The organism is Escherichia sp. TC-EC600-tetX4 (assembly GCF_019356055.1).
In the GTDB taxonomy this organism is placed as follows: domain Bacteria; phylum Pseudomonadota; class Gammaproteobacteria; order Enterobacterales; family Enterobacteriaceae.
The window spans coordinates 62,501-79,576 of record NZ_CP079924.1 but is presented as its reverse complement, the minus strand read 5'-3'; the positions used below and the strand labels follow the sequence as shown (position 1 = coordinate 79,576).

At 48.7% G+C, this 17,076-nt stretch carries 19 protein-coding genes; 8 read left to right on the top strand and 11 right to left on the bottom strand.

Features of this window, described 5'->3' with window-relative positions:
• Positions 1-26: 26 nt before the first annotated feature.
• The 4 genes from rfaS to rfaQ are packed head-to-tail and all read right to left on the bottom strand — an operon-like array spanning position 27 to position 3,980.
• Positions 27-962, bottom strand: a complete 936-nt coding sequence (gene rfaS / locus KXD89_RS00380) for an LPS core biosynthesis protein RfaS (protein ID WP_000158225.1) — start codon at positions 960-962, stop codon at positions 27-29.
• 36 nt (positions 963-998) lie between these two features.
• Positions 999-1,796 carry a lipopolysaccharide core heptose(I) kinase RfaP gene (gene rfaP, locus KXD89_RS00375; protein ID WP_000229840.1) on the bottom strand — a complete coding sequence of 266 codons (798 nt, stop codon included), beginning with the start codon at positions 1,794-1,796 and terminating at the stop codon, positions 999-1,001.
• Positions 1,789-2,913, bottom strand: a complete 1,125-nt coding sequence (gene rfaG, locus KXD89_RS00370) for a lipopolysaccharide glucosyltransferase I (protein ID WP_000634283.1) — start codon at positions 2,911-2,913, stop codon at positions 1,789-1,791. Before rfaG ends, rfaP begins: the two co-directional genes overlap by 8 nt.
• On the bottom strand, positions 2,910-3,980 hold the full coding sequence (rfaQ, locus tag KXD89_RS00365) for a lipopolysaccharide core heptosyltransferase RfaQ (RefSeq protein ID WP_001350560.1): 1,071 nt from the start codon (positions 3,978-3,980) through the stop codon (positions 2,910-2,912). The genes rfaG and rfaQ overlap by 4 nt, the downstream gene beginning before the upstream one ends.
• Before the next feature lie 405 nt (positions 3,981-4,385).
• On the opposite strand from rfaQ, the gene waaA reads away from it, so the two are divergent.
• Entirely contained in the window at positions 4,386-5,663 is a 1,278-nt protein-coding gene (waaA, locus tag KXD89_RS00360) for a lipid IV(A) 3-deoxy-D-manno-octulosonic acid transferase (protein WP_000891564.1), read from the top strand.
• 7 nt (positions 5,664-5,670) lie between these two features.
• Positions 5,671-6,150, top strand: a complete 480-nt coding sequence (coaD, locus tag KXD89_RS00355; protein ID WP_001171866.1) for a pantetheine-phosphate adenylyltransferase — start codon at positions 5,671-5,673, stop codon at positions 6,148-6,150.
• 38 nt (positions 6,151-6,188) lie between these two features.
• Here the strand turns inward: coaD and mutM are convergent, their stop codons facing one another.
• The 4 genes from mutM to radC all read right to left on the bottom strand — a co-directional run bounded on the left by mutM (position 6,189) and on the right by radC (position 8,405).
• Complete coding sequence (gene mutM / locus KXD89_RS00350; RefSeq protein WP_001114543.1) at positions 6,189-6,998, bottom strand: bifunctional DNA-formamidopyrimidine glycosylase/DNA-(apurinic or apyrimidinic site) lyase; 810 nt, start codon at positions 6,996-6,998, stop codon at positions 6,189-6,191.
• Positions 6,999-7,095: 97 nt separating this feature from the next.
• The gene (rpmG, locus tag KXD89_RS00345; RefSeq protein WP_001051798.1) at positions 7,096-7,263 is read right to left on the bottom strand and encodes a 50S ribosomal protein L33; all 168 of its coding nucleotides are present in this window, start codon (positions 7,261-7,263) and stop codon (positions 7,096-7,098) included.
• Between the two features lie 20 nt (positions 7,264-7,283).
• Positions 7,284-7,520, bottom strand: coding sequence for a 50S ribosomal protein L28 (gene rpmB, locus KXD89_RS00340; RefSeq protein ID WP_000091955.1), 237 nt, complete (start codon positions 7,518-7,520; stop codon positions 7,284-7,286).
• A 216-nt stretch (positions 7,521-7,736) separates the two neighbouring features.
• Complete coding sequence (gene radC, locus KXD89_RS00335) at positions 7,737-8,405, bottom strand: DNA repair protein RadC (protein ID WP_001350561.1); 669 nt, start codon at positions 8,403-8,405, stop codon at positions 7,737-7,739.
• 171 nt (positions 8,406-8,576) lie between these two features.
• On the opposite strand from radC, the gene coaBC reads away from it, so the two are divergent.
• The 3 genes from coaBC (at position 8,577) to slmA (ending at position 10,936) form a co-directional block, all read left to right on the top strand.
• Positions 8,577-9,797 carry a bifunctional phosphopantothenoylcysteine decarboxylase/phosphopantothenate--cysteine ligase CoaBC gene (gene coaBC, locus KXD89_RS00330; RefSeq protein ID WP_000050139.1) on the top strand — a complete coding sequence of 407 codons (1,221 nt, stop codon included), beginning with the start codon at positions 8,577-8,579 and terminating at the stop codon, positions 9,795-9,797.
• Positions 9,775-10,233 carry a dUTP diphosphatase gene (gene dut, locus KXD89_RS00325; protein ID WP_000976073.1) on the top strand — a complete coding sequence of 153 codons (459 nt, stop codon included), beginning with the start codon at positions 9,775-9,777 and terminating at the stop codon, positions 10,231-10,233. The genes coaBC and dut overlap by 23 nt, the downstream gene beginning before the upstream one ends.
• 106 nt (positions 10,234-10,339) lie before the next feature.
• The gene (slmA, locus tag KXD89_RS00320; protein WP_000818601.1) at positions 10,340-10,936 is read left to right on the top strand and encodes a nucleoid occlusion factor SlmA; all 597 of its coding nucleotides are present in this window, start codon (positions 10,340-10,342) and stop codon (positions 10,934-10,936) included.
• A 36-nt stretch (positions 10,937-10,972) separates the two neighbouring features.
• On the opposite strand, the gene pyrE is transcribed toward slmA, so the two are convergent.
• Both pyrE and rph read right to left on the bottom strand, forming a co-directional pair.
• The gene (gene pyrE / locus KXD89_RS00315; protein WP_000806177.1) at positions 10,973-11,614 is read right to left on the bottom strand and encodes an orotate phosphoribosyltransferase; all 642 of its coding nucleotides are present in this window, start codon (positions 11,612-11,614) and stop codon (positions 10,973-10,975) included.
• A gap of 65 nt (positions 11,615-11,679) precedes the next feature.
• Complete coding sequence (gene rph, locus KXD89_RS00310; protein ID WP_001247096.1) at positions 11,680-12,396, bottom strand: ribonuclease PH; 717 nt, start codon at positions 12,394-12,396, stop codon at positions 11,680-11,682.
• 126 nt (positions 12,397-12,522) lie between these two features.
• On the opposite strand from rph, the gene KXD89_RS00305 reads away from it, so the two are divergent.
• The 3 genes from KXD89_RS00305 (at position 12,523) to KXD89_RS00295 (ending at position 15,338) form a co-directional block, all read left to right on the top strand.
• Positions 12,523-13,386, top strand: coding sequence for a YicC/YloC family endoribonuclease (locus tag KXD89_RS00305; RefSeq protein ID WP_000621340.1), 864 nt, complete (start codon positions 12,523-12,525; stop codon positions 13,384-13,386).
• Positions 13,387-13,606: 220 nt separating this feature from the next.
• Positions 13,607-14,431 (top strand): DNA damage-inducible protein D, encoded by an 825-nt coding sequence (gene dinD, locus KXD89_RS00300; RefSeq protein WP_001350563.1) that lies wholly within the window; start codon positions 13,607-13,609, stop codon positions 14,429-14,431.
• Between the two features lie 289 nt (positions 14,432-14,720).
• Positions 14,721-15,338 (top strand): trimeric intracellular cation channel family protein, encoded by a 618-nt coding sequence (locus tag KXD89_RS00295; RefSeq protein WP_000924289.1) that lies wholly within the window; start codon positions 14,721-14,723, stop codon positions 15,336-15,338.
• Here the strand turns inward: KXD89_RS00295 and ligB are convergent.
• Entirely contained in the window at positions 15,335-17,017 is a 1,683-nt protein-coding gene (gene ligB, locus KXD89_RS00290) for an NAD-dependent DNA ligase LigB (protein WP_000870036.1), read from the bottom strand. The genes KXD89_RS00295 and ligB overlap by 4 nt on opposite strands.
• Positions 17,018-17,076 lie beyond the last annotated feature (59 nt).

Below are 17,076 nucleotides of genomic sequence, written 5' to 3'. Positions count from 1 at the left end.
GAGTAAAACTCACTGTTTTAACGGTTTTATTTGTCTATAAAATCAGAAACAATCGTTGACATCATTTTATCTGGACTGAATTTATATAAACTATCATAATCCATTGGTTTAACAGATGAGTTAATAAAATACTCTAACTTATCCCAATCATCATGACCTATTATAAAAAAGCGAGATTCACTATAGATTTCTGAACCAAATACATTTATATTATTAGTAATTAATTTTTTATTGAAAAATAGTGCCTCAAGTATACGAAGAGTCCAGCCAGATTGGTTTTCTTTGGTTATATCAACAATTATATTAGCATTTAATGTTCTTCTAATATTCTCTTCATAAGATATTTGTTTTTCAATCAAATACTTTGAAGTCGTAGATGATGTCTTATCTTTGACAACATTAAAATCTAGCTTACATCCTAGTGTTGTTAATCTCTCGGCTAACTCATTAATTATTTGAAGACGCCCTTTATCACGACCAAGGAAAAAACATATTGGCTGGCTGTTATTTTTGTCAGATAAACTATAATTTCTAATTTCATCCATTCCTATAGGAAAAAATTGTTCTATTGCCTTGATCTTTTCATTCCCTATAAATCTATGCTCAAAATCATATATAATATCGAAATAATTCGCGTTATCAAGAATAAAATCTTCGCCAACAGTATTTCTTAGAAGCAAAACTTTATGACAGTTAATATTTTTTAATATTTGTTTATTGATACCTTTATTAACAACACTGTCATTAATGATAATTATGTCATCTTTTTTAATATCATTGAGGTAATGCTTGATGAATAATCGCCCCAGCCATGCATTATCCATCCCTATTTTTGATATTTTTTTATTAATCCAGTTATATTTTTTTGGTGTTGTTATATTTTTTATCTTGTACTTTTTTTTCAGGTACTGAATCATTTTTAATTCATAATCTGCAACCCAATTTATAAAATAAATAGTCATAATAAAGTTAGTTCCAGTACATACTAATAAATATTTTTATAATCCTTTGCGTTGTGTTCGCTCTTTAATACGCTCGGCCTTAACGCTTGCCATGTTCAATAAATTCTGTTCAAGAGACAATATTTTGCGTAAAGGCATCCCAAAATAAACCTTCATAAATCGCCAGATATCTCTTTGCGTCAGGCCAATATTCATTGATGAGAAATATAAACCAATCAGGTCTTTATCGCGCCAGCGGCGCGGTACTTTTGCACGTATCTGTGCCCGATGCAGATCGATAACTGAAATTTTTAATTCATCTTCCCGGCCAGTAAATGGCAAATGAAGCAAAAAGTGGCAAATGTAACAGTCGCGGTGATTTATCCCTGCAGTATGCATTTTACGCACCATAGTTGCTACACGTGCGATCAGCATACGCTTAACACGTATATCAGGCGGGTTGACTGCCCAATCGGCACAATAATCTTCAAGGCTAATTGTGGGAGTGAGATCTTCGGTAATAATAAATGATGCGCGAGTTAATGGATTTAACCCTTTTTCGCCAAACCCAATGCCCTTCATTGTATCAACGCCAACATCACTCAGGCGATGAATAGCGTGCCACTCTCTGTCTGCGCCCAAAACGGGCATCCGCAATGAGAGTAGATTTTTTATAATCTCTTTTAATGTCGTCCCCTTGTGCCATTTAAGAAAATAGCTTTTCCCGGACAGTTCAAAGCGTAATGTACGACGAGTCTCCAGTTCACGAAAGACCTCGCCGTTCAGTTTTTTGACCTCTGCAAAAGCATCTTTACCACGCCAAAGTGTGGCAAGCGGCTCTTTTAATTCAACCATCTAAACCACCTGTAATGATATCCGCGGCTTTTTCTGGCAAGCTATACAAATCCTGAGTATCGGCATAATGGCGAGCATTCTCCGCCCAGGCCATTCGCAATGGCGACTGAGTTAACGCTTTACGTAAAACTTCATTTAATTGTTCCTGAGAGAAAGGTTCAGCGATGACCGTTCCACAATTGGCATCCGCAATATAATGCGCGTACCCACATACCGCTGTTGTTAAAACAGGTAACCCAGCAGTGATCGCTTCTAGAAGAACGATACCCGCGGCTTCCTGATAAGCGGGATGCAGTAATAAATCAGCGGCTGCCATTAATTCTGACACATCATTGCGACCGGAGAAGAAATGCACATTGCTCCGCACGCCGAGTTTTTCTGCCAGCGCTTCAAATTTTCGCGGCTTATCCTGACCAACAACAAATAAAAGCGTATTGTGACGTAATGATTCCGGTAACGATGCCAAAGCTTCAATTGAGCGATCTACACCTTTACGGCCAAAATCTGATCCAACCTGCAGTAATAAGTTTTGTTGCTCTTTTATGCCATTTTTCTGGCGATAAATTTCACGGCTGTTTGGGATTTGCTCACTGTATTTTCTGTCCGGATAAATACCGGGAGGAAGAATTTGAAAACGTTCAGGTTCAGTTTGATAATGCTTCTGGAAATCGGCGATTTGCTTATCGGTCAGCATCATAAGTTTCGTCGATTTACCCTGCTCGAAAGTCGCTCGCTCAAATGCGGCATAATGGCGATATCGTGATGTTAAACGATATAAAAAACCTTTTTCTTGCGCAACTTTCTCGGCGTAACAAACATCAGCGGCAAAATAAACATCCAGGCCAGGCATCTTATTAAACCCAACAACGCGATCTGCGGGATGCTCTTTGAGATGATTTTGTACCCAGGCATAATATTCTGCATTGCGTCCATGGTTGGTATGGGACTTAACTGGCACCTGAATAAGCTCAAATGCTTTCGGGCAATCGCCTTCCCACGACTGTGTATATACCCGAACATGGTGGCCCCGTGCGGCAACTGTTGATGCAATGCGCATAAAGTCACGTTGAAGCCCACCAAATGGAAAATATTTATATAAACAAAACGCCACGATCATAATTGTGCATTCCTGTCAGCTGAAGGGGCATCTTCTGGCAACAGCTTTTCCGTAGCGGCGATCACATCCTCCGCTGGGATAACAGAAAGATATTTTTTGTTGCGGTCAAGTTCATGCCGGGTCGGCATTTTCTGATAATTCCCCGCCCAGAATTGAATAATATTCTCGGTCCAGGGACGCCAGAATACGTGATCCGTTGCACCAAATAGACTAATGACTGGCGTTTTCACTGCCGCTGCAATATGTCCCGGCGCAGAATCCACACCAATAAAAAGCACTGCATGATCAATTAATGCACCCAGTTCAGGAAAACGTGTTTTACCTGCAAGGCCAGTAATGGGTTTTGTTTCGCAACCTCGTGCAATCTCATCTACACAAGCGAGATCATCTGCCGAGGGCCCACAGGTTAGCACAACCTGATAGCCTCGCTGTTGCAGCGCATCGATAACCTTAGAAAATTTATCGTTATCCCAACACTTAAATATCTGACGCGCTGTCGGTTGGATGACAACATAATGATCTTTTACGCCCAGGGCATCTAATTCCCGGCGCATCTTCTTCCAGCAATCTTCGGCGTAACTCATTGTTGTGTCGGTGTAGAAATCGGTAATACCTAATGGCTCAAGGACCGATAAATTACGCTCAACAATATGTGTACCGTGTATTGGCGCTAAGTGTGTGAAGCTTTTTTTCCAAATACCATGCTGCCGATGACCATAAAGTTGCGATATTTTCATCCGTGCAGGTAAACAACGTACCAGCAGCGCCACCATCCACTGATCCGTAAGATTAATGACCAGGTCATAATTATTCGCACGCAGAGTTTTTATCAACGAAAGCACATTTTTAATTTTATCGAAAGTTCCCGCACCTTTATTGCTTATCCCATAGAGCGCATTAATTTCCGGGTTTTCAGACAAAATAGGGATGGTGTCCTGATAAAGCAGCATATCGATTTTTGCATCAGGATAATTCTGCTTGAGCGTACTGATGACAGGAGTAGTTAATAACATATCCCCATGATATCGCATCTTTATGACCAGGATTTTTCGAAATGGCTTTTCCACTAGCGACTCTTTTGTGTGATTGTCTGGTTAAGTTAAGCAGAAAAAAGCACGCTACCGCCCCAGGCTCAACAGCTACCTGAATACTGATAACGCACTTACTTTGACGTGCTAGTGTATCATTTCTTTCGCAGCAATCCGACCCGAATGATTTTTATACACAAAATATACTTTAATCATAAAAATCAAATAGATAAAAAATAGCATTTCGATAATGTCAGTACGGCCTATGTAGATTTGAAAATGGGGCCGAGTTTCAATGAATCGCATAAAAATACAAAAAAAATGAAGATGTAGCGGCAGATCAGACCAAACTGAAGCTATTTAAGTCAAAAACGGGAAAAGTAATGGTAAAGCCACAGCTAAATACATAGAATCCCCAGCACATCCATAAGTCAGCTATTTACTATGCTCGAATTGCTTTACACCGCCCTTCTCTACCTTATTCAGCCGCTGATCTGGATACGGCTCTGGGTGCGCGGACGTAAGGCTCCGGCCTATCGAAAACGCTGGGGTGAACGTTACGGTTTTTACCGCCATCCGCTAAAACCAGGCGGCATTATGCTGCACTCCGTCTCCGTCGGTGAAACTCTGGCGGCAATCCCGTTGGTGCGCGCGCTGCGTCATCGTTATCCTGATTTACCGATTACCGTAACAACCATGACGCCAACCGGTTCGGAGCGCGTACAATCGGCTTTCGGGAAGGATGTTCAGCACGTTTATCTGCCGTATGATCTGCCCGATGCACTCAACCGTTTCCTGAATAAAGTCGACCCTAAACTGGTGTTGATTATGGAAACCGAACTATGGCCTAACCTGATTGCGGCGCTACATAAACGTAAAATTCCGCTGGTGATCGCTAACGCGCGACTCTCTGCCCGCTCGGCCGCAGGTTATGCCAAACTGGGTAAATTCGTCCGTCGCTTGCTGCGTCGTATTACGCTGATTGCTGCGCAAAATGAAGAAGATGGTGCACGTTTTGTGGCGCTGGGCGCAAAAAATAATCAGGTGACCGTTACCGGTAGCCTGAAATTCGATATTTCTGTAACGCCGCAGTTGGCTGCTAAAGCCGTGACGCTGCGCCGCCAGTGGGCACCACACCGCCCGGTATGGATTGCCACCAGCACTCACGAAGGCGAAGAGAGTGTGGTGATCGCCGCACATCAGGCATTGTTACAGCAATTCCCGAATTTATTGCTCATCCTGGTACCCCGTCATCCGGAACGCTTCCCGGATGCGATTAACCTTGTCCGCCAGGCTGGACTAAGCTATATCACACGCTCTTCAGGGGAAGTCCCCTCCACCAGCACGCAGGTTGTGGTTGGCGATACGATGGGCGAGTTGATGTTACTGTATGGCATTGCCGATCTCGCCTTTGTTGGCGGTTCACTGGTTGAACGTGGTGGGCATAATCCGCTGGAAGCTGCCGCACACGCTATTCCGGTATTGATGGGGCCGCATACTTTTAACTTTAAAGACATTTGCGCGCGGCTGGAGCAGGCAAGCGGGCTGATTACCGTTACCGATGCCACTACGCTTGCAAAAGAGGTTTCCTCTTTACTCACCGACGCCGATTACCGTAGTTTCTATGGCCGTCATGCCGTTGAAGTACTGTATCAAAACCAGGGCGCGCTACAGCGTCTGCTTCAACTGCTGGAACCTTACCTGCCACCGAAAACGCATTGAGGTTGTTATGCAAAAACGGGCGATTTATCCGGGTACTTTCGATCCCATTACCAATGGTCATATCGATATCGTGACGCGCGCCACGCAGATGTTCGATCACGTTATTCTGGCGATTGCCGCCAGCCCCAGTAAAAAACCGATGTTTACCCTGGAAGAGCGTGTGGCACTGGCACAGCAGGCAACCGCGCATCTGGGGAACGTGGAAGTGGTCGGGTTTAGTGATTTAATGGCGAACTTCGCCCGTAATCAACACGCTACGGTGCTGATTCGTGGCCTGCGTGCGGTGGCAGATTTTGAATATGAAATGCAGCTGGCGCATATGAATCGCCACTTAATGCCGGAACTGGAAAGTGTGTTTCTGATGCCGTCGAAAGAGTGGTCGTTTATCTCTTCATCGTTGGTGAAAGAGGTGGCGCGCCATCAGGGCGATGTCACCCATTTCCTGCCGGAGAATGTCCATCAGGCGCTGATGGCGAAGTTAGCGTAGCGTTTATGCCGGATGGTATGCCATCCGGCGCGCATGAATTACTTCTGGCACTGCCGACAATAAAACGTTGCCCGCTGCGCATGTTTAGTCGCCACAATCGGCGTACCGCACACCCGACACGGCTCACCTTTTCGCCCGTAAACCTGCAATTCCTGAGCGAAATAGCCCGGTTTACCATCACTTTGCAGAAAATCTTTCAGCGTTGTACCACCCTGCTCAATCGAACGCAGCAACACCGCTTTAATCACCCGAGCTAACAATTCACACTCTGCCAGCGACAGTGATGACGCCAGCCGATCCGGATGGATCCCCGCCGCAAACAGTGATTCGCTGGCATAGATATTCCCTACCCCTACCACCAGCTTGTTATCCATCAGCCACGGTTTAATCGCCGTTTTTTTCTTCGCGCACTTCTGATGCAGATACTCACCATTGAAATCGTCGCTAAGCGGCTCCGGTCCAAGATGGGTCAGCACATTATGCCCTTCCAGCTCTTTGGTCCACAGCCAGGCACCAAAGCGGCGCGGATCGGTGTAGCGCAGCACTTTGCCGTTGCTCATCACCAAATCCACATGGTCATGCTTTTCAGGGGGAAGTTCTTCTGGAAGGATGCGCAGGCTGCCAGACATCCCTAAATGAATGATAATCCAGCCCTCAGGCAGCTCCAGCAGCAGATATTTAGCCCGCCGCTGCACGCTAAGCACTGGTTGGTCGCTTAAACGGTAGATCTCTTCTGAAACCGGCCAGCGCAAGCGTCCGTTGCGCACCACTGCATGAAGAATGGTTGCACCAACGAGATGCGGTTCTATGCCGCGGCGGCTGGTTTCAACTTCGGGTAATTCAGGCATAGCATCTCCAGGAATGAACAGATGCAGTCAATATGGGGGCAAGCAGATAACAAAAAACCCCGCCGGAGCGAGGTTTTTTGTTACATCAAAGCGAGAATTATTTGATTTTCGCTTCTTTGTAGATCACGTGCTGGCGAACAACTGGATCGAATTTTTTCAGTTCCAGTTTTTCCGGCTTAGTACGTTTGTTCTTCGTAGTGGTATAGAAGTGACCAGTACCAGCAGAAGAAACCAGCTTGATTTTCTCACGAATACCTTTAGCCATGATTTATTTCCTCTAAGTACTTAGTACTTTTCGCCACGGGCACGCAGTTCAGCCAGAACTGTATCGATGCCTTTTTTATCGATTACACGCATACCTTTAGCAGATACGCGCAGGGTGACAAAACGCTTCTCGCTCTCAACCCAGAAACGGTGAGAGTGCAGGTTCGGCAGGAAACGGCGTTTAGTCGCGTTCAGTGCGTGGGAACGGTTGTTACCGGTCACCGGACGCTTGCCAGTAACTTGGCAGACTCGGGACATGTCTATTCTCCAAAAATCAAATTAGCTCGAGCTTCGTATGGGGTATTGGCGCCTCGTCAGGCTTTACAGCCCGGTCATCGCAGTTCTATGTGAACTCTCGATTGCCAGGCCCAAATGCCAAACCCGAGATTCTCAAAGGTGGCGTAGTATACGCTGACTCAGCGATGTGCTCAAGTCCCGAACAGACAAAGATCCCGAAGGATCGCGCATAGCGGGTTAAATCCAGCCGCGTTCGGCAAAAGAAACATACTCTCCACGCCCAATCACGATATGGTCGAGCACGCGTAAATCCATGAACTGACAACTCTTTATTATCCGTTCAGTAATGAGTTTATCCGCTTTACTGGGTTCAGCACAACCCGAAGGGTGATTATGTGCAAGGATCAGCGCCGAGGCGTTTATTTTTATCGCTTCGCGGATAATTTCCCGAGGATGGACTTCAACATGGTTTAGCGTGCCGGAAAAAAGACGCCTATGCGTTATAACCCGGTGTTGGGAGTCGAGAAAGATCACCATAAAGATCTCCCGCTCCTCACCCGTGAGCTGGCTTTGTAAAAATTCCCTCGTCATCTCCGGGCTGAGTAAAGGGCTTTCTTCACGCATCCGCACGTTGTAGTAACGCCGCGCCAGTTCAGCAATCCCCTTTAACTGGGCAAATTTCGCCACGCCAATTCCATGAACGCCACTAAATTGTTCATATTCAGAGGTTAACAAGCCATAAAGAGAGCCGAAATTCTCCAGCATCTCTTTTGCCAGGGTTAATACATCTTTACCGCGCGTTCCGGTACGCAGAAATAGCGCCAGCAGCTCGACATCCGTTAAGGCGCTAATACCAAACTTCAGCATTTTTTCGCGCGGCATCAACAGCTGTGAATTGTTTTTCACCTTCACCTCCTTTGTGGTGCTCGCATCCTGTCATAGCCGTTTCGTTAAATCGACGGCCAGTTTTCAATCCTGGAAAGCGCCTCGCAAAGTGAATCTCAGGTGAAGGCACGACAACAAAAGTATTGTGATAAAATCGCCAACTTCTGGTGTCACCCTACAGGAAAAATCATCATGAGCCTGGCCGGTAAAAAAATCGTTCTCGGCGTTAGCGGCGGTATTGCTGCCTATAAAACCCCTGAACTGGTGCGTCGTTTGCGCGATCGCGGGGCCGACGTCCGCGTAGCCATGACCGAAGCGGCAAAAGCCTTTATCACCCCACTTAGCTTGCAGGCGGTTTCTGGTTATCCCGTTTCCGACAGTCTGCTGGACCCGGCAGCCGAAGCCGCTATGGGCCATATTGAGCTGGGTAAATGGGCTGATTTAGTGATTCTCGCCCCTGCCACGGCAGATTTGATTGCCCGTGTTGCTGCCGGAATGGCGAATGACCTGGTATCGACGATTTGTCTGGCTACACCTGCGCCTGTAGCCGTGCTCCCCGCCATGAACCAGCAGATGTACCGTGCCGCTGCCACGCAGCATAATTTAGAGGTGCTTGCTTCCCGTGGTTTGCTCATCTGGGGGCCAGACAGTGGCAGTCAGGCTTGTGGTGATATCGGTCCTGGGCGAATGCTCGATCCGTTAACCATTGTGGATATGGCGGTAGCGCATTTTTCGCCCGTCAACGACCTGAAACATCTGAACATTATGATTACCGCCGGCCCGACGCGTGAACCGCTCGATCCGGTGCGTTATATCTCTAATCACAGCTCCGGCAAGATGGGTTTTGCTATCGCCGCCGCCGCTGCCCGTCGTGGCGCGAACGTCACGCTGGTATCAGGTCCGGTTTCACTACCGACGCCACCGTTTGTTAAACGTGTTGATGTGATGACCGCGCTGGAAATGGAAGCCGCCGTGAATGCTTCTGTACAGCAGCAAAATATTTTTATCGGCTGCGCCGCCGTGGCGGATTATCGCGCAGCTACCGTGGCCCCAGAGAAAATCAAAAAGCAGGCCACGCAGGGTGATGAATTAACAATAAAAATGGTTAAAAACCCCGATATCGTCGCAGGCGTTGCCGCACTAAAAGACCATCGACCCTACGTCGTTGGATTTGCCGCCGAAACAAATAATGTGGAAGAATACGCCCGGCAAAAACGTATCCGTAAAAACCTTGATCTGATCTGCGCGAACGATGTTTCCCAGCCAACTCAAGGATTTAACAGCGACAACAACGCATTACACCTTTTCTGGCAGGACGGAGATAAAGTCTTACCGCTTGAGCGCAAAGAGCTCCTTGGCCAATTATTACTCGACGAGATCGTGACCCGTTATGATGAAAAAAATCGACGTTAAGATTCTGGACCCGCGCGTTGGGAAGGAATTTCCGCTCCCGACTTATGCCACCTCTGGCTCTGCCGGACTTGACCTGCGTGCCTGTCTCAACGACGCCGTAGAACTGGCTCCGGGTGACACTACGCTGGTTCCGACCGGGCTGGCGATTCATATTGCCGATCCTTCACTGGCGGCAATGATGCTGCCGCGCTCCGGATTGGGACATAAGCACGGTATCGTGCTTGGTAACCTGGTAGGATTGATCGATTCTGACTATCAGGGCCAGTTGATGATTTCCGTGTGGAACCGTGGTCAGGACAGCTTCACCATTCAACCTGGCGAACGCATCGCCCAGATGATTTTTGTTCCGGTAGTACAGGCTGAATTTAATCTGGTGGAAGATTTCGACGCCACCGACCGCGGTGAAGGCGGCTTTGGTCACTCTGGTCGTCAGTAACACATACGCATCCGAATAACGTCATAACATAGCCGCAAACATTTCGTTTGCGGTCATAGCGTGGGTGCCGCCTGGCAAGTGCTTATTTTCAGGGGTATTTTGTAACATGGCAGAAAAACAAACTGCGAAAAGGAACCGTCGCGAGGAAATACTTCAGTCTCTGGCGCTGATGCTGGAATCCAGCGATGGAAGCCAACGTATCACGACGGCAAAACTGGCCGCCTCTGTCGGCGTTTCCGAAGCGGCACTGTATCGCCACTTCCCCAGTAAGACCCGCATGTTCGATAGCCTGATTGAGTTTATCGAAGATAGCCTGATTACTCGCATCAACCTGATTCTGAAAGATGAGAAAGACACCACAGCGCGCCTGCGTCTGATTGTGTTGCTGCTTCTCGGTTTTGGTGAGCGTAATCCTGGCCTGACCCGCATCCTCACTGGTCATGCGCTAATGTTTGAACAGGATCGCCTGCAAGGGCGCATCAACCAGCTGTTCGAGCGTATTGAAGCGCAGCTGCGCCAGGTATTGCGTGAAAAGAGAATGCGTGAGGGTGAAGGTTACACCACCGATGAAACCCTGCTGGCAAGCCAGATCCTGGCCTTCTGTGAAGGTATGCTGTCACGTTTTGTCCGCAGCGAATTTAAATACCGCCCGACGGATGATTTTGACGCCCGCTGGCCGCTAATTGCGGCACAGTTGCAGTAATATGACGCCGGATGACTTTTCATCCGGCGAGTTTCTTTAAACGCCAAACTCTTCGCGATAGGCCTTAACCGCCGCCAGATGTTCCGCCATTTCCGGCTTCTCTTCCAGGTAAGCAATCAGGTCTTTCAGGGTGATGATAGAGATCACTTTGCAGTTGTAATCACGCTCAACTTCCTGAATCGCCGAAATCTCGCCGCGCCCGCGTTCCTGACGATCGAGCGAAATCAACACGCCAGCAAGCGTCGCGCCATTGGCCTGAATAATCTCCATCGACTCGCGAATCGCCGTTCCGGCGGTGATCACATCATCTACCAGCATTACGCGTCCTTGTAACGCGCTACCAACCAGATTGCCGCCTTCACCGTGGTCTTTTGCTTCTTTGCGGTTAAAGCAGTACGGCAGGTCCAGGTCGTGATGCTCCGCCAGTGCCACAGCGGTTGTGGTGGCAATCGGGATCCCTTTGTAAGCAGGGCCAAACAGCAGATCGAACTCAATGCCGGAATCCACCAACGCTTCAGCGTAAAAACGGCCTAACAGTGCCAGATCGCGCCCGGTATTAAACAGCCCGGCGTTGAAGAAATAGGGGCTTTTGCGCCCGGATTTCAGCGTAAACTCGCCAAACTTTAACACCTGCTTGCTAAGCGCAAATTCAATAAACTGGCGCTGATATGGTTTCATGCCTTCGCTCCTCATCTTACTTTTCTACAGACAAAAAAAAGGCGACTCATCAGTCGCCTTAAAAATCAGTTTGCCAGCGCCGCCTTCTGCGTCGCTACAATGGATTCGATTCCCCCTCGGGCCAGAGCCAACAAGATGAGTAGCTCTTCATGGGTGAACGGCTCGCCTTCTGCCGTCCCCTGCACTTCAATGATGCGCCCGTCTTCGGTCATCACTACGTTCATGTCGGTCTCTGCGGCAGAGTCTTCAACGTATTCCAGATCGCAAACCGCTTCGCCGTTCACAATTCCGACAGAAACTGCGGCTACCATCCCTTTCATCGGATTGGTTTTCAGCTTGCCGTTTTCCACCAGCTTCTGTAGCGCATCTACCAGCGCCACGCAGGCACCCGTAATCGACGCGGTACGCGTGCCACCATCAGCCTGAAGCACGTCGCAGTCCAGCGTAATGGTGAACTCACCCAGCGCTTTCAAATCTACTGCCGCGCGAAGAGCACGGGCGATCAGACGCTGGATTTCCATTGTGCGTCCACCCTGCTTACCTTTCGCCGCTTCACGAGCGTTACGGGTGTGGGTAGAACGTGGCAGCATGCCGTACTCTGCGGTGATCCAGCCCTGGCCCTGACCTTTCAGGAAGCGCGGCACGCCTTCTTCAATAGAGGCGGTACACAACACTTTGGTATCGCCAAATTCGACCAGCACCGAGCCTTCTGCATGTTTTGTATAGTTACGAGTCAGGGTAACGGGACGCACCTGATTATTGCTACGGCCTGCTGGACGCATATTGAAATCTCCGGCTTGAAACAAATGTGGCTGCGCATTATACGGACTTCCGGCGGTTATTCCTATCCTGACAAGGCATCGATGGCTATAATCCTTCCACCTCTCCTTTTATAAACAGGAACGTCTATGATCCGCAGTATGACCGCCTACGCCCGGCGTGAAATCAAGGGTGAATGGGGGAGCGCAACCTGGGAAATGCGCTCGGTAAACCAGCGTTATCTGGAAACTTACTTTCGTCTGCCGGAGCAGTTCCGTAGCCTTGAACCTGTCGTTCGCGAGCGTATTCGTTCTCGCCTGACGCGCGGTAAAGTGGAATGTACCCTGCGCTATGAGCCAGATGTTAGCGCGCAAGGTGAGCTGATCCTCAACGAAAAACTGGCTAAACAGCTGGTAACTGCCGCGAACTGGGTAAAAATGCAGAGTGACGAAGGGGAAATCAACCCGGTTGATATTCTACGCTGGCCGGGCGTGATGGCAGCCCAGGAGCAGGATCTTGACGCCATTGCCGCTGAAATTCTCGCGGCGCTGGATGGTACGCTGGACGACTTTATTGTCGCGCGCGAAACCGAAGGTCAGGCACTGAAAGCATTGATCGAGCAGCGTCTGGAAGGCGTCACCGCCGAAGTGGTCAAAGTCCGCTCCCATATGCCGGAAATCCTGCAATGGCAGCGTGAGCGTCTGGTCGCGAAGCTGGAAGATGCTCAGGTGCAACTGGAAAACAACCGTCTGGAGCAGGAACTGGTTCTGCTGGCACAACGAATTGACGTTGCCGAAGAACTGGATCGCCTCGAAGCGCATGTCAAAGAGACCTACAACATTCTGAAGAAAAAAGAAGCGGTTGGTCGTCGTCTGGATTTTATGATGCAGGAGTTCAACCGCGAGTCGAACACTCTTGCGTCGAAGTCTATCAATGCCGAAGTGACAAACTCCGCCATCGAGCTGAAAGTGTTGATTGAGCAGATGCGCGAGCAGATTCAGAACATCGAATAACTCGTAACGCCAATTCTTACTTTTCCGCCTTCACAAATGCCGCCACTCAAACAGAGCGGCATTTTTCTTCCCCGCAACATTCAATTCTGTTTTGCGTGCCTGCTCCAGATTTTGCGATGTTTTTTTGCCCAGCACACTGAGAACGTGAGATACTCACAACTGTATATAAATACAGTTACAGATTTACTTTCTTTGCAATTGATATCACATGGAGTGGGCAATGAACGAACATCATCAACCTTTTGAAGAGATAAAACTGATTAATGCAAACGGAGCAGAACAATGGTCAGCAAGACAACTTGGGAAACTACTGGGTTATTCAGAGTATCGTCACTTTATACCTGTATTAACGCGCGCCAAAGAAGCCTGTGAGAACAGTGGTCACACAATTGATGACCATTTCGAGGAGATCCTCGATATGGTCAAAATTGGCTCAAATGCCAAAAGAGCATTAAAAGACATCGTACTCTCCCGCTATGCCTGTTACCTGGTAGTACAAAACGGCGACCCTGCGAAACCGGTCATTGCGGCAGGGCAGACTTATTTTGCTATCCAGACCCGACGGCAGGAGCTTGCTGACGATGAAGCATTTAAGCAACTTCGTGAAGACGAAAAGCGTCTGTTTCTGAGAAATGAGTTGAAAGAACATAACAAACAATTGGTTGAGGCAGCACAGCAAGCTGGGGTAGCGACAGCTACTGATTTCGCCATATTTCAGAATCATGGTTACCAGGGGCTGTATGGTGGATTAGATCAGAAAGCTATTCATCAGCGGAAGGGGCTGAAAAAGAATCAGAAGATCCTGGATCATATGGGTTCAACAGAACTGGCGGCTAATCTCTTTCGAGCTACCCAAACAGAAGAAAAACTCAAGCGGGATGGCGTGAATTCAAAACAGCAAGCAAACACCACACACTTTGACGTGGGTCGCAAGGTGAGGCAAACCATTCAGGAACTTGGCGGAACCATGCCTGAGGAGTTGCCGACCCCGCAGGTCAGCATCAAGCAGTTGGAAAACAGTGTAAAAATTACAGAGAAGAAATAGCAGAAACTAAAAACTCTTTTTGTTGATTGAGACACCCGATGCGTAAGCCAAGGTCCAGGTGCAGTGAACACAATGGCTAAATATTGCACCTTTCTTTTCCCCCTCAGTTTTAACCTATTTTTTCTTATGCATTTTCTCAGACAAGAAGTCAGAAGAATGCATCTCTGCTACAGAAAATAGCGATTTCACATAACTACAAGTTATCAATTTCCCCTCCCCTTAAAAAATCTCAATCGTGACAATGCGCACAAATCGCTACCCTGCCAGACAGATTTTTAGGGAGAGAACCATGCTGTTACACATTTTGTATTTGGTTGGCATTACTGCCGAAGCCATGACGGGGGCGCTGGCGGCCGGACGACGGCGCATGGATACATTTGGCGTAATTATTATTGCGACCGCCACCGCAATTGGCGGAGGGTCAGTGCGCGATATTCTGCTGGGCCACTATCCGCTCGGCTGGGTCAAACACCCGGAATATGTGATTATCGTCGCTACCGCCGCAGTACTCACCACTATCGTTGCTCCTGTAATGCCTTACCTGCGCAAAGTGTTTCTGGTGCTCGATGCGCTCGGACTGGTGGTCTTTTCTATCATCGGGGCACAGGTTGCACTGGATATGGGGCACGGCCCAATTATTGCCGTTGTCGCGGCGGTAACCACCGGCGTGTTTGGCGGCGTTTTGCGCGATATGTTCTGTAAACGTATCCCACTGGTATTCCAGAAAGAGTTGTATGCCGGTGTCTCATTTGCCTCCGCCGTGCTGTACATCGCGCTGCAACACTATGTTTCTAACCATGATGTGGTAATTATCTCCACCCTGGTATTCGGCTTTTTTGCCCGCTTACTGGCGCTACGCCTTAAGCTGGGATTACCGGTCTTTTACTACAGCCACGAAGGACACTAAGGTTCAAAACCTGTGATCTGCTGGGCAGCCAGCCAACTGCCCAGCTTCTTGATTTGCGCATTTTCCTTCCATTCAATAACCTGTCTGGCGCGTCCCGATCCAGTCCCCGGCAGCTGCTGCCAGAACTGCTCCGTGCTAAATAAAAGTTGCGACCAGGACCGTTCATCACTGGCATTAAGCGCCGCCCGGGTTAGCGGTATTCCCATTGCCATCACCCAGCGAGTAAAAGGCTGCTTACGAGCCAGATTAAACTGATGCCATAGCTGCGCACTTTTACTTTTCGCGATCCCCGGCGTGTTCTGTAATTGCTCTGGCGTTAATAAAAGCCAGGAAAAGATATGTTCAAAGCGATGAGTCTGATGCAGCGCGCGCCAACCGGCCTCACCAATGCCATCCAGCCCAAGAACCTGTTTTGCCCCCAGCCAGACTAAGCGTGAAATGAACTGTTCCTGACAAACATCAGAAGCAAAGTAGCAGGTCAACGAGTTAAAGCGGTTTTCTGGCGGTGTCGGTTTTGTACGTTCTGCACCGCGCCACACCACATCATCAATGCGAGGAATACCCTGACCGGCAAGGCTGACGAGAATCTGATCACCAGGCGCAATATCCCACTCCTGCCAGCGCCTGACGGAACCAATATTCACCCGCTGGACTTTTTTATCATCCAGCATGACAGGTGCGAGTGACGCAACCACCGATATTTTACCGCTCTTACCCACCGCAAACTGAATTGCCTTCACTTCGGCAACCTGAGCTACAGGTTGATATTTCCAGGCCACCAGCCACTCTGCCTGGCCCGGTAGCCAATGGCGGGATTCTGGCTCTTTCGCCGCTCGTACAACTACGCCATCGGTGACGAAGGGTAATTCCGCTTTCCACCACTCATTGCGTACGCGCGCAACTTCATCAGCATTTTTCACCGCACGGGTATACGTCTGCGTTAGAGTAAAACCTGCGGTAGCCAGCTCTTTTAAACGATCAGACATTAACTGCGGTCCATCCGGCCATGCCCAGACAAAAACGCCCAGAGAATTCAGCGTGTCGCTATCGTCCTGGCGCATCATCAAGCCAGCAACTTTTGCGCGGGCATTTATTCCCCCCATTTGTTGTTGGATATGCCCCTCGCGCTGGAGAAATATTTCCCCCTGAAGCGTACTGTTGGCTAAAGGCCCGCTAACGGTTTGCGGCACAGCGGAAATTAAGCTAACTTTCTGCGTCCAGTCCTCGCCTTTCAGGCCATTACCGCGACTGATTGCTTTGTTCAGTTTCCCGTCCCGATAAACCAGGGTTACCGCAACGCCATCAACTTTTGGCTGCACCCAAAGATCGCTACGTTCTCGCATCCACAGACTTAATGCGTTTTTATCCACCATTTTGCGTACACCCGTATGGGCAACCGGATGCATAACCGCACCATTTAAAGGCGGCATCATCACGTCGCGGGGCTCGCTCCCAAAGCAGCGTTGCCACTGCGTAAGACGGGCGCTTAACTGATCGTAAACACCGTCTTCCACCTCACTTTTTCCTTCCTTCCAGTAGTCATCGTCCCACTGTTTTATTTGCTGTTGCAGGCGGGAAATTTCTTCCTGTGCTCTGGCTGGCGACCAGGCCGGACAGACCGCCCACACAGATGATTGCCAGCACAAGATACCTATTAATATCGCCATCCATACTTTCATCATCACCTCCGCTGTAGATAGTCAGGCAGATATACAACGTGATGAAAGCAAAGCCGAGT

Excerpts from the sequence above, each read along its gene's own strand:
- rfaS (WP_000158225.1), bottom strand. The coding sequence starts at position 962 with ATGACTATTTATTTTATAAATTGGGTTGCAGATTATGAATTAAAAATG.
- rfaP (WP_000229840.1), bottom strand. The coding sequence starts at position 1,796 with ATGGTTGAATTAAAAGAGCCGCTTGCCACACTTTGGCGTGGTAAAGAT.
- rfaG (WP_000634283.1), bottom strand. The coding sequence starts at position 2,913 with ATGATCGTGGCGTTTTGTTTATATAAATATTTTCCATTTGGTGGGCTT.
- waaA (WP_000891564.1), top strand. The coding sequence starts at position 4,386 with ATGCTCGAATTGCTTTACACCGCCCTTCTCTACCTTATTCAGCCGCTG.
- coaD (WP_001171866.1), top strand. The coding sequence starts at position 5,671 with ATGCAAAAACGGGCGATTTATCCGGGTACTTTCGATCCCATTACCAAT.
- mutM (WP_001114543.1), bottom strand. The coding sequence starts at position 6,998 with ATGCCTGAATTACCCGAAGTTGAAACCAGCCGCCGCGGCATAGAACCG.
- rpmG (WP_001051798.1), bottom strand. The coding sequence starts at position 7,263 with ATGGCTAAAGGTATTCGTGAGAAAATCAAGCTGGTTTCTTCTGCTGGT.
- rpmB (WP_000091955.1), bottom strand. The coding sequence starts at position 7,520 with ATGTCCCGAGTCTGCCAAGTTACTGGCAAGCGTCCGGTGACCGGTAAC.
- coaBC (WP_000050139.1), top strand. The coding sequence starts at position 8,577 with ATGAGCCTGGCCGGTAAAAAAATCGTTCTCGGCGTTAGCGGCGGTATT.
- dut (WP_000976073.1), top strand. The coding sequence starts at position 9,775 with ATGATGAAAAAAATCGACGTTAAGATTCTGGACCCGCGCGTTGGGAAG.
- slmA (WP_000818601.1), top strand. The coding sequence starts at position 10,340 with ATGGCAGAAAAACAAACTGCGAAAAGGAACCGTCGCGAGGAAATACTT.
- pyrE (WP_000806177.1), bottom strand. The coding sequence starts at position 11,614 with ATGAAACCATATCAGCGCCAGTTTATTGAATTTGCGCTTAGCAAGCAG.
- rph (WP_001247096.1), bottom strand. The coding sequence starts at position 12,396 with ATGCGTCCAGCAGGCCGTAGCAATAATCAGGTGCGTCCCGTTACCCTG.
- KXD89_RS00305 (WP_000621340.1), top strand. The coding sequence starts at position 12,523 with ATGATCCGCAGTATGACCGCCTACGCCCGGCGTGAAATCAAGGGTGAA.
- dinD (WP_001350563.1), top strand. The coding sequence starts at position 13,607 with ATGAACGAACATCATCAACCTTTTGAAGAGATAAAACTGATTAATGCA.
- KXD89_RS00295 (WP_000924289.1), top strand. The coding sequence starts at position 14,721 with ATGCTGTTACACATTTTGTATTTGGTTGGCATTACTGCCGAAGCCATG.
- ligB (WP_000870036.1), bottom strand. The coding sequence starts at position 17,017 with ATGAAAGTATGGATGGCGATATTAATAGGTATCTTGTGCTGGCAATCA.